Annotated in this window: 12 protein-coding genes; 8 read left to right on the forward strand and 4 right to left on the reverse strand. The window is 63.8% G+C overall.

Going from position 1 to position 10,989, the window contains the following annotated elements; genetic code table 11:
• The first annotated feature begins 692 nt into the window (after positions 1-692).
• The 6 genes from rpoD (at position 693) to H2037_RS17230 (ending at position 7,222) form a co-directional block, all read left to right on the forward strand.
• The gene (gene rpoD / locus H2037_RS17205; protein ID WP_292124377.1) at positions 693-2,642 is read left to right on the forward strand and encodes an RNA polymerase sigma factor RpoD; all 1,950 of its coding nucleotides are present in this window, start codon (positions 693-695) and stop codon (positions 2,640-2,642) included.
• Positions 2,643-2,807: 165 nt separating this feature from the next.
• Entirely contained in the window at positions 2,808-3,641 is an 834-nt protein-coding gene (locus tag H2037_RS17210) for a hypothetical protein (RefSeq protein WP_292124379.1), read from the forward strand.
• A gap of 314 nt (positions 3,642-3,955) precedes the next feature.
• Entirely contained in the window at positions 3,956-5,521 is a 1,566-nt protein-coding gene (locus H2037_RS17215) for an ATP-binding protein (protein ID WP_292124381.1), read from the forward strand.
• Entirely contained in the window at positions 5,505-5,642 is a 138-nt protein-coding gene (locus tag H2037_RS17220; RefSeq protein ID WP_292124383.1) for a hypothetical protein, read from the forward strand. The genes H2037_RS17215 and H2037_RS17220 overlap by 17 nt, the downstream gene beginning before the upstream one ends.
• A 352-nt stretch (positions 5,643-5,994) precedes the next feature.
• Entirely contained in the window at positions 5,995-6,735 is a 741-nt protein-coding gene (locus tag H2037_RS17225; protein ID WP_292124385.1) for an extensin family protein, read from the forward strand.
• Between the two features lie 37 nt (positions 6,736-6,772).
• A complete protein-coding gene (locus H2037_RS17230) occupies positions 6,773-7,222 on the forward strand; it encodes a hypothetical protein (protein ID WP_292124387.1) in 450 nt (149 codons plus the stop codon).
• 20 nt (positions 7,223-7,242) lie between these two features.
• Here H2037_RS17230 and H2037_RS17235 read toward each other — a convergent pair whose 3' ends face one another.
• The 4 genes from H2037_RS17235 to H2037_RS17250 are packed head-to-tail and all read right to left on the reverse strand — an operon-like array spanning position 7,243 to position 9,072.
• Positions 7,243-7,590, reverse strand: coding sequence for a DUF1428 domain-containing protein (locus H2037_RS17235; protein ID WP_292124388.1), 348 nt, complete (start codon positions 7,588-7,590; stop codon positions 7,243-7,245).
• Between the two features lie 28 nt (positions 7,591-7,618).
• Positions 7,619-8,101 (reverse strand): VOC family protein, encoded by a 483-nt coding sequence (locus H2037_RS17240; RefSeq protein ID WP_292124391.1) that lies wholly within the window; start codon positions 8,099-8,101, stop codon positions 7,619-7,621.
• Positions 8,102-8,159: 58 nt separating this feature from the next.
• Positions 8,160-8,615, reverse strand: a complete 456-nt coding sequence (locus tag H2037_RS17245) for an SRPBCC family protein (RefSeq protein ID WP_292124393.1) — start codon at positions 8,613-8,615, stop codon at positions 8,160-8,162.
• 4 nt (positions 8,616-8,619) lie between these two features.
• Positions 8,620-9,072: a VOC family protein gene (locus tag H2037_RS17250; protein WP_292124395.1), complete on the reverse strand. Its 453-nt coding sequence runs from the start codon at positions 9,070-9,072 to the stop codon at positions 8,620-8,622.
• A gap of 59 nt (positions 9,073-9,131) precedes the next feature.
• Here H2037_RS17250 and H2037_RS17255 point away from each other — a divergent pair, with 59 nt between their 5' ends.
• Both H2037_RS17255 and H2037_RS17260 read left to right on the forward strand, forming a co-directional pair.
• On the forward strand, positions 9,132-9,827 hold the full coding sequence (locus H2037_RS17255; RefSeq protein ID WP_292124397.1) for a winged helix-turn-helix transcriptional regulator: 696 nt from the start codon (positions 9,132-9,134) through the stop codon (positions 9,825-9,827).
• Positions 9,828-9,884: 57 nt separating this feature from the next.
• Positions 9,885-10,989: methyl-accepting chemotaxis protein (locus tag H2037_RS17260; protein ID WP_292124399.1), on the forward strand; the 1,105-nt coding region annotated here is incomplete at its 3' end.

Genomic DNA, 10,989 nt, shown 5'->3' on the forward strand with positions numbered 1-10,989 from the left:
TATACGGACGCCACTTTTCTTCCGCAACAGCTTTCTGACAAACACACGAAACTTTCTCAGAAAATGACGGTCACCAAAACAAACAGAGCGGAGACGGGGCAAAGCCCTGGATCGCTGTCGGGCCGCTACTCCATGCGACTGCTTATGGGGCCGTTCCATGCGCGCGCGTACATATATATGGCTAGGGCTGAGTCTTCGGCGCTTCCATCCGACCCATGCGCCAGGCGCCCTGCCCGAACCTGATCACGCCGAGCATCAGCCGACCAATAGGCAGGTTCGCAGCGCCCCGATCTGTGTGTCGATTATCGGTTGTGACCGATTGACGCCGATGCGCTTGACTCTGCCGCCGTGCGACGCCATCTGGCGCAATCGGGTCATGTTGCCTTAGTGCGCGAGGTCGAGAAGGCGGCGGTTAAGTCCGGCGCGCCATTCCTGGCCGCAAATGCGCCCCTCGCCGAGGCAAGGGTCCGATGGTTGCAGGCGTTTGACGACGCCTCGGTCCTGGCGTGCGATGCGTCGGGGCAGGACGAAGGGTTCCGCCGGCTGAAGGTCGGGCGGTATGCGCTTCGCCGTGCGACCAAGCCGAGAAGAATTGGGAAGACAGCGCGGACGCGTAACCTTACGCCTCGCCAGGCATTGTATTTTTCGCCGGGGTGGATTGATCACCCTCTCCGGCTGGAGACAGACTGACTATGAACGCACAGACCGAGACGCAGGACGCCGAGGTTTCGACCGACGGGCCCCTGCTCGATCTGACCGACGCCGGCGTCAAGAAATTCATCAAACAGGCCAAGGCGCGCGGCTATGTGACGATGGAGGAGCTGAACAAGGTCCTGCCTTCCGAGGAAGTCACCCCGGACGCCATCGAAGACACCCTGGCCATGCTGTCCGAAATGGGCGTCAACGTCGTCGAGGCCGAGGAGGACGCGCAGGAGCAGCAGTCCACCGACGTCGCCGCCGCCGCATCCACCGGCGTGGCCGAGACGCCCGCCAAGGCCGCCTACGACCGCACCGACGATCCGGTGCGCATGTATCTGCGCGAAATGGGTTCGGTCGAACTGCTGAGCCGCGAGGGCGAAATCGCCATCGCCAAGCGGATCGAGGCCGGCCGCGACGCCATGATCTCGGGTCTGTGCGAAAGCGCCCTGACCTTTGAGGCCATCATGGTGTGGCGCGACGAGCTGGAGAACAACCGCATCCTGCTGCGCGAGGTCATCGACCTGGACGCGACCTACGGCGTGCTGAACCCCTCGTCCCTGCCGGGCGCCGCCCAGCCGGAGAGCGAAGAGGAAGAAGAGGCCGAGGAAAAACCGGCGGCTGAGGGCAAGCCCGAGTCCGACGACGACGATGACGACGACGATTTCGACGACGGTGGCGGTATGTCGATCTCGGCGCTGGAGGCCGAGCTGCGCGATGGGGTGATGGAGGTGCTGAACCTGATCGCCGCCGACTTCGGCGCGTTCCGGGGGCTGCAGGACAAGCTGGTTCAGACCCGCCTGAAGGGCGAGGTGCTGAGCGCCAAGGACGAGAAGGCCTATCAGGCGCTGACGACGTCCATCTCGGATCGTCTGAAGACGATGAAGCTGAACAACAACCGTATCGAGGCCCTGGTCGAGCAGCTGTATGCGATCAACAAGCGGCTGATCGGTCTGGAAGGCCGGCTGCTGCGCCTGGCCGACAGCTACGGCATTTCGCGTCCCGAATTCCTCAAGGCCTATTTCGGCGCCGAACTGGACCCGACCTGGACCGAACGGATCAAGGAACAGGGCGTGCGCTGGACCAAGTTCAGCGACAACGAGGCCAACCAGATCGCCACCATCCGCGCCGATGTCGCCGCCGTGGCCCTGGAAGCCGGCCTGCCGATCGACGACTATCGCCGCATCGTCCAGACCGTGCAGAAGGGCGAGCGCGAGGCCCGTCAGGCGAAGAAGGAAATGGTCGAGGCCAACCTGCGCCTCGTGATCTCCATCGCCAAGAAATACACCAACCGCGGCCTGCAGTTCCTGGACCTGATCCAGGAGGGCAACATCGGCCTGATGAAGGCGGTCGACAAGTTCGAGTACCGCCGCGGCTACAAGTTCTCGACCTACGCCACCTGGTGGATCCGTCAGGCGATTACGCGCTCCATCGCTGACCAGGCGCGGACCATCCGTATCCCGGTGCACATGATCGAGACGATCAACAAGATCGTCCGCACCAGCCGCCAGATGCTGCACGAGATCGGCCGCGAGCCGACCCCGGAAGAGCTGGCCGAGAAACTGGCCATGCCGCTGGAGAAGGTGCGCAAGGTCCTGAAGATCGCCAAGGAGCCGATCTCGCTCGAAACCCCCATCGGCGACGAGGAAGACAGCCACCTGGGCGACTTCATCGAGGACAAGAACGCCGTCCTTCCGATCGACGCCGCCATCCAGTCGAACCTGCGCGAAACCACCACCCGCGTTCTGGCGTCCCTGACGCCGCGCGAGGAGCGGGTGCTGCGGATGCGCTTCGGCATCGGCATGAACACCGACCACACGCTGGAAGAGGTCGGCCAGCAGTTCTCGGTGACGCGCGAGCGGATCCGTCAGATCGAGGCCAAGGCGCTGAGAAAGCTGAAACACCCCAGCCGGTCGCGCAAGCTGCGGTCCTTCCTGGACAGCTGAGAATGATCGAGGGCGGCTCCGACGGAGCCGCCCTTTTTCGTCGTCGTCGTCATCGTCGATGGGCGTACACGCCGGAGAATTCGACGACGGAATGGGTGAGATTTCGACGCTGCGAAAGACGTCCCTGCGACCGATTTTGACGATTCCGACGACCAGGCTGTCGTCATGGAACATTATCGTCTGAGAAAATATCGCGGGCCGGAAGTCTGGGCGCGCGTGCGCCAGGCCTATGAGGCGGGCGAGAGCGGCCCGTCCGTGGCCCGTCGGTTCGACGTCGGCCTGGCCAATCTGAGGAAGAAGGCGCGGCAAGAGGCGTGGAGCCGTCGTCACACCGCCGCGCGGCTGGACCGGGAATTGGAGCCGGGGCGGCCGGACGCCGCCCGGACCGTCCCGTTCGGCGGGCAGGCGGAACCGGCGCCCGTCGATCCCCGCCGCGCGGTGGAGGAGGCGATGCAGCGCGCCGGCGGCCTGCTGGCGCAAGGGCGAAGCGGCGAGGCCCAGGCCCTGGTGCGGTCGGCCGAGGCCTTGGCCCGGCTGGTGGAACGGGCGGAGCCGGCCAAGGCGGCCGCCGAATTACAGGACGAAGCCTCGCAGGAGGACGACGTCGCCCAGTGGATGGCCGAGCGCGACGCCGACATCATCGATCAGGCGACCAAGCTGGCCTGGTCGATGCTGATGGACGAACCGATGGGAAGCGCGGCCCGATACGCGGCCTTCGGCTATCATTGGCGGGCGCGCCATCTGGGTCCGCAAGCGACAGCGTGCGACTTCGCCCATGCGGTGGAGGGCGGCTGGGCGTCCCGCTATTTCGACGTGCAACGCGGGCTGAGGCCGCTGCCTGAGCCGATCACCCCCTTGGGCCTGATGGTCGACCAGCATCTGCGGCTTGCGCCCAAGATCGACGCCAATCCGAACTGGCGCGACCGCGCCGCCATGAATCTGGACTATGGCGGACCGATCCATTTCTCACTGCGAGCAGAGGACCCGGACATCGACTAGAGCCTGATTAAGGCTGGAGCGATTTATGTTTGGAGCGCCACTTTTCACTCTGAAAGTGAAAGTATTTTGGGCCAATGCTGCGATTATCGATGTCAAACGCGAAGGCATTGGCGATAGCGCCGGGAGCGGATTTTGTCACTTGGCAAAGCGCCTGACCTACCGACGGATTGACGTCGGGTCCGTCCTCGCAGCCTAACGGGAAGTGGCGCGGAGCGCGTTGGCGCTTTAGAAGTTAATCTGGCGCGTTCCAGCCGCGCGGATTACAAGATACAGGGTGTCGAGCCACACTCGACATACTAAATGTGGTGGCCAACTTGACCGATGAGCAGTTCGAACTGCCGTTTGACAGCGTTTTCGGGCTGGGCGACACGCCAGCCCTGTGGGCTCCCCGCGACATTTGGGTGCGGCTAAACCAGCGCGCAATGGAATATTTCGGAGAAGATCGGCGTATTGAATACAAGCGCGCCGATCGGATCGATTGGGATGATCTCGCTACCTATTTCAGCGCGTTCTCCAACTCGCCCGATGGAGGGGTGCTCGTTTTCGGAGCCAACAGCAAAGGCATTCCCACTGGCGCTGGGTTGCTGGCAGGAAAAACGCTGAACAGGCTTGAAAACTTTCATCTACAAATGTGTCCTCAGGCCAAGCCGGAAGTGAAGCGTGTGCCGGTTATCGTGGACGGCAACGAGGACTTCTGTGTAGCCATCTACATCCCCTATGTCGGTCGTCTTGTCGAAACCAATAAGGACGAGGCATGGGTGCGCTACGGCGATAGCCGCCATAAGATGAGCGAGGAAGAAAAGCGGGACTTTCGATCTACTCGCCAAGAGCTATCGTTTGAGTTGGATGTTGCGCCGTATGCTTATCCTGGTGAATTCGACCAGGGGATAATTCTTGATTTCTGCGATGCCTTCCGACAGCGGGAGGCACGCGCGGAGTGGTCAAACGAAGAAATTCTTGTAGATCGCCACTTGGGGCGCATCCATGAAGGCCAGTTCCAGCCTTTCAATAACCTCGTACTGTTAGCGGCTAAAGACCCGCGTAAATCTATACCGGGCTGTCGAGTGCGCGTTCAAAGGTTCAACTCTGAGTTTGAGGGATCAGGCGCCGATTACAATCCTGTCCGTGATCGCTTTATCGAGGGCAACCTTGTCCACATCATCCGGGAATCATCTACGGTTATCGAAGATACAATCTTCGATGTAACATGGCTGAACAAAGACGGAAAGTTCGTCACCACGCCAGAATATCCGCGCTGGGCATGGCTAGAGGCGTTGGTAAACGCCTGCGTCCATAGGTCTTATAGTTACAGCGGTAGCGAGATCACGATGAAGTTCTTCAGCAATCACTGCGAGATCGAAAGTCCCGGAGGCTTCGTTCCGCCCGTAAACGAGAAAACCATCTACTCAACTCGTGCCGCCCGTAACCTCCATCTCATGGATGCCATGCGGTATCTCGGGTATGTGCAGATGGCTCGGGAAGGAACGCAGCGCATCCGCGATAGCATGAAGGAGTGGGGCCTTCCCGATCCTACGTTCCGGCAAGAAGCCCTGCACGGGGTCGTCGTCAAGGTAACCTTGAGAAATGACCACGAGACGAGGAAGCGCGCGACGGACAGGGACGTTGCCCAGTTCTTCGGAGTGGAAGTCTGGCGGACCCTGCAAGAACACGAAATCAACATCGCGGCCTACGCCTTCAGGAACAAAGTCATCCAAGTGTCTGAAGCACAGCGGATTACGGGACGGACGTGGGACACCAGCAAGAAGGACTTGGAGCGGCTCACCCGACGCGGCCTCCTCGAATTTGTGAAAGGGGAATATTCCCGTGACCCGAAGGCCCACTACCGCATCAGAGAATCCAGCGATGACAGCCCAGTCTGACAAGTTCCGCGACATGGCCCGTGAGCTAGAGGCCGACGAGGACGAAGCCGCCTTTGAGGAGAAGGTGCGGCGGGTGGCGGCTGCGCCTAAGCCGGAGTCAAAAGCGGAGGACGAGAAGTGATCCGACAAATAATTTGTGGTGTCGGTTTGGTTTTAGCGCTGGGAGGCTCGGCTAGCTCTCAAGATGCAGAACAGTGTCGCTACACCGTAGACAATTATAATAATGCCGTAAGTCACATATCGTCACGAATAAGGCGCTACAGTTCGTGTGTTGCTAACAGCAATGGTCATGATGACTGCTCGTCTGAATTCCGCCGTCTCCGTTCTGCGCAATCTGAGTTTGAAACCTACGTTTCCGAGTACCAATCGTACTGTCAGTAGCGGCAGGTTTGTAAACTACATATACGCCATTCCTTTAGGCGGCTCTCCGCCTCGTGACCGATGTCGCGCGGGGAATCGGATAGGACAGGGGCATGAACTCGCTGTCCTTCTCGATGCGTCTTCTCGCCGGGCTGGCGGTCCTGCTGATCCTGAGCGGCTGCATACGCCGGCCGCCCGAGCCGTTGCGGCCGTCGCCCTATCCGGGTCAGTCGGCCGCGCCCCTGGTCGGGGGCTTGATCGACCGGCCGATCGACGGCGGGACCCAGGGCGCCGTGGTGCGCGAGGGCGGCGAACTGGGGCGGTGCCTGGCGGAGCTGACGGCGGCGCGGGTGCGGTTCAGTCCTGTGCCGGACCGGCAGAACAGCGCCGTCTGCGGGCTGAGTCAGGGCGGTGTTCTGGGGGCCGACATGGGCACGGTGGCGCGGATGGCGCCGGGGGATGTGCAGATGACCTGCCAGACCGCCCTGGCTCTGAGCATATGGCGGCGGCAGTCGCTGGAGCCGGCGGCGCGCGAAATCCTGGGCTCGGACGTGGTCCAGATCGACCATATGGGCGCCTATGCCTGTCGCAATGTGAACAATGGCGTGGGCTCGAACCGGATCAGCGCCCACGCCCAGGCGGCGGCGCTCGATTTCGCCGGGGTGCGGCTGCGCGACGGGCGGCGGATCAGCGTGACCCAGGACTGGAGCGGCGACGCGCCCGAGGCGCGCTTCCTGCGCCGTATCCGCGACGACGCCTGCCGCATCTTCGGGACCGTGTTGAGCCCGGACTACAACGCCGTCCACCACGACCATCTGCATCTGGAAGCGACGGACACGCGTTTCTGTCGCTGAGGCGCGCGCTGCTGCGTCGTCGAGCACGAGGGAACGCATGGCGCCGAGGCTGAAGGTCTTCACCTGGTCGGACGGGTTTCACGCCTTTACGGTCGCGGTCAGCTCGCGCCCCAAGGCGCTGGAGGCCTGGGGGTCGAAACAGGATCTGTTCGCCACGGGCCTGGCCAGCGAGCTCAGCGGCGGCCCCGACTATGAGGCGGCCCTGGCGGCGCCCGGCGAGGTGATCGAACGTGGCCTGACCATCGACGTCGGCAAGATCGCCAAGGCGGCCAAGCCGAAGAAAGCCGCCGGTCCGTCGAAGGCCCGTCTGGCCAAGATCGAAAAGCTGCAGGCCGAGCTGGAGGCCCTGGACGTCGAACATCAGGCGGCGCAGGCCTCGCTCGCCGACCGGCTGAAGGCGCTGGAAGACGAGCGGGGCGAACGGGAGCGGACCCACGCGAAGCGACGCAAGACCCTGACCGCTGCGTTGAAGGCGGCGCGTCGCTGACGGCCGCCCCAAGGCTGGAGTCAGGCCTCGAAGATGGTCTCGAAACCGCCGACGACCATCCGCTTGCCGTCGAACGGCATCTCCATCTCGTGGAAACGCGGATCTTCCATCATCTTCTTCTCGGCGGCGTCGCCCGTGGCCTTGTCGGGCCAGACGATCCAGGAGAAGACGACCGTCTCGTCCGGCTCGGCCTTCACCGCCATCTTGAAGTCGGTGACCTTGCCGTCGCGAATATCGACGCCCCAGTTCTCCATCACCGACAGGGCGCCGAACTCCTTGAAGATCGGCGCCGCGGCGCGGGCGGATCTCAGATAGGCCTCCTTGTCGGCCGTCTTAACGGGGGTCACGAAGCCGCTTACATAGGTCATGGCGTTTCTCCTTGGTTTAAAGTCCGGTTCAGGCATCAGCCACAGCGCGTTCCAGTGTCGCGATGTCGATCTTGCGCATCTTCATCATGGCCGACATGGCGGCCTTGGCGCGCGCCTGGTCGGGGTCGGTGGTCAACTGCATCAGGCGGCGCGGCGTGATCTGCCATGACAGGCCCCAGCGGTCCGTCAGCCAGCCGCACTGGCTCTCCTCGCCGCCGTCGGCGATCAAGGCGTTCCACAGGCGGTCGGTTTCGGCCTGATCGTCGGTCATGATCATGAACGACACCGCCGGGTTCAACTTGAAGGCAGGTCCCCCGTTCAGGGCCAGGTAGGACCGACCGGCCAGAGTGAATTCGACCATCAGCACCGTGTCGGCGCTCCCGGACGGGGTGTCGATCGGCGAGCGGTGGACCGCGTCGATGCGGCTGTCGGGCAGCAGGGAGACGTAGAAGCGGGCGGCCGCCTCTCCATCGTCGTCGTACCACAGGCAGGGAATGATCTTGTCGGTCATGGCGATTTCCTCCTTGTCGTTGGCGGGTCGGAGACTCGAGGGCCGCCGGCGTCGCGGTTCAGGCCTGTTCCGCCAGTACGGCCAGTTGATCGGCGACGGCGCCCCACCCCTGTTCGAAACCCAGGGCCCGGTGCGTCTCCATGGCCTTTTCATCCCAATGGCGGGCGACGGCGGTGTAGCGCGTGCCCTCGCCCTCGGGCTCGAAGGTGTCGATGCGGACGAAGTTCATCTCGCCCGCCTGGGGAACCCAGCCCTCGGTCATCGCGCCGGTCGAGACCAGACGGCGGGCGGGGACGATCTCGAGAAACACCCCCGAATAGGGATGACGTTCCCCTTCCGGCGACTCCATCTCGACATTGGCGCGCCCCCCGGGGCGCAGGTCCCAGTCGACGACGGGCGTGGTCCAGGGACGGGGACAGAACCATTCGCGGGTCCGTTCGACATAGATGGTCCAGACGACTTCCGGAGAAGCGTGGATCAGGCGGGTGACGCTCAGTTCGAACCGGTCGGACATGGGTTCAGGCTCCGGCGGGTGCGAGTTCGTTGGCGGCGAAGGCCTCGGGTCCGGCGGCGATCGCGGCGGGGTCCATCCACATCGTCTCCCAGATATGGCCGTCCGGATCGGCGTAGCTGCGGCCGTACATGAAGCCGTAGTCCTGGGGCGGGTTGGGGTCTATCGCGCCGCCCGCCTCGCCGGCCTTGGCGGTTATGGCGTCGACCGCCTCGCGGCTGTCGCGCGACAGGCAAACCAGCATCTGGGCCGAGACATGGGCGTCGGGGATCTGGCGATCGGTGAAGCCGCGCCATTTGTCGTGGGTCAGCAGCATGACGTGGATCACGTCGGAGACGACCATGCAGGCGGCGGTGTCATCGCTGAAGGCGGGGTTCTTCGTCGCGCCGACCCCTTCATAGAAGGCGATCGAACGGTTCAGGTCGGTCACGGGCAGGTTGATGAAAATCAGCTGGGTCATGCGTCTTTCCTCTCCTTGTTGTTTGCCAAGCGTGCCGCGCGGGATTAAAATAGTCAACCATGAAGTTAGAAAAAGTAACTGCGAAGCCTGGCCGGAAATATCATGACGCCTGCGGGGCGGCGCACGGGCTGGATCTGATCGGCGAACGCTGGGCCTTGCTGGTGGTGCGCGAACTGATGATGGGGCCGCGCCGGTTCGGCGATCTGAGGAAGGATCTGCACGGCATCTCGGCCAATGTGCTGACCCAGAGGCTGGAGGGGCTGGAGGCTTCGGGCGTGGTCCGGCGCCGCAAACTGCCGCCGCCGGCCTCGGTCCAGGTCTATGAACTGACGGAGTGGGGGCGCGAGATCGAGCCGGTCTTCATGGTTCTGGGGCGCTGGGCCGCGCGTTCGCCGCACCATGACCCGACCCTGCCGATCAGCGCCGTCTCGATCATGCTGTCCTTCAAGACGATGTTCGACGCCGGTCGCGCCGGGGACGCCGCCATGGTCGTCGGTTTCGTCTTCGACGACACCTCTTTCCGCGTCGAAATCGCCAACGGGGTTCTCGACGCGCGTCGCGGAGAGGTCGGGGATGCGGACGTGACCCTGATCACCCTTCCAACCCTGGTCGCGGCGGCGGTCTATGGAAAGGTTCCGACGGCGGCGCTGGAGGCGCAAGGCGGTCTGACCCTCCACGGGGACACCCGGGTCTTCGACAGGTTCGTCGATTTCTTCCATCTGCCGGAAAAGGTCGCCCTGGAAGCTTTGCCTTAGAAGGTTTGGTAAGAAGTCTCGCCTAGTTCCGACGTGTCAGTGCTTTCGGAGACGGGCGTGTTCAGGTCAGTATCGATATCCATCAAGCTCATGATCGCCCTGGGCGCCATGATGAGCGCCTGCGGCCTGGCGACCATGGTCGTCCTGTTCAGCCTTTACAGCCTGCAGCAGGCGGACGCCGCCGAGGCTCAGGCGGCGCGAATGAGTCATGCCGCGAACCAGGCCCTGGCGGCGGCGGTCGAGCAGCAGAACGCCATGCGCGCCTATGTGGCGACCGGCGACGAACAGTTCCTCAGCAAATACGTCGAACCCGAGGCCGCGTTCAACGAGGCGCTCCGCGCCCTGGACGACGCCAAGGGCGAGACCGCGCCGCTGACCGCGGCCGGCGCGAAATTCCACGACGAGGCCCAGGCCCTGATGGAGCAGTCGCGCGATCCCGCCGCCCGCGCCCAGGCCGTGGCGCAGATGTCCACGGCGGCCGGCCTCGCCGACATACGCGGCGCGGTGAAGTCGATCGATGACGCCGCTCAGGCCGTGCTGACCCGACGAAACGCCGAGAAGCATGCAGCGTTCGACGCCGGTTATGCGGCCCTGGTGGTCGGCGGGCTGCTGGCGCTTCTGGTCGCCGGAGCCATGACCGTATGGATGATGCGGGCCCTGAGCCAACCCATCGTCGCGATGACGCGCGCCATGGACCAGTTGGCCGCCGGCGACCTGAAGGTCGTCATCCCGGCCCAGGGACGCACCGACGAGATCGGCCGCATGGCCGTTTCGGTCGGGGCCTTCCGCGACAACGCCGTCGAAAAGATCCGTCTCGAGGCCGAAACCCAGTCCCAGCGCAGCATCAGCGAGGCCGAGCGCCGGGCCAGCGAGGCCGAGAAGGCGCGTATCGCCGAAGAGGATCGGGTGGCCCTGACGGCCCTGGCCGACGGCCTGGCGGCGATGTCGAACGGCGATCTGACCCACCGGTTCACCGTCGAGGTGGCGCCCCGGTCGGAACAGCTGAAGACCGATTTCAACACCGCCATCGCCCAGCTGCAGCAGGCCCTCGGCGTGGTTCTGGGCAATGTAGCGGGCATCCGGTCCGGCGCCGGCGAGATCAGCCAGGCCGCCGACGACCTGTCGCGCCGCACCGAACAGCAGGCCGCCTCGCTGGAAGAGA

Origin of the sequence: Brevundimonas sp. (assembly GCF_013912065.1) — a bacterium.
GTDB lineage: Bacteria > Pseudomonadota > Alphaproteobacteria > Caulobacterales > Caulobacteraceae > Brevundimonas.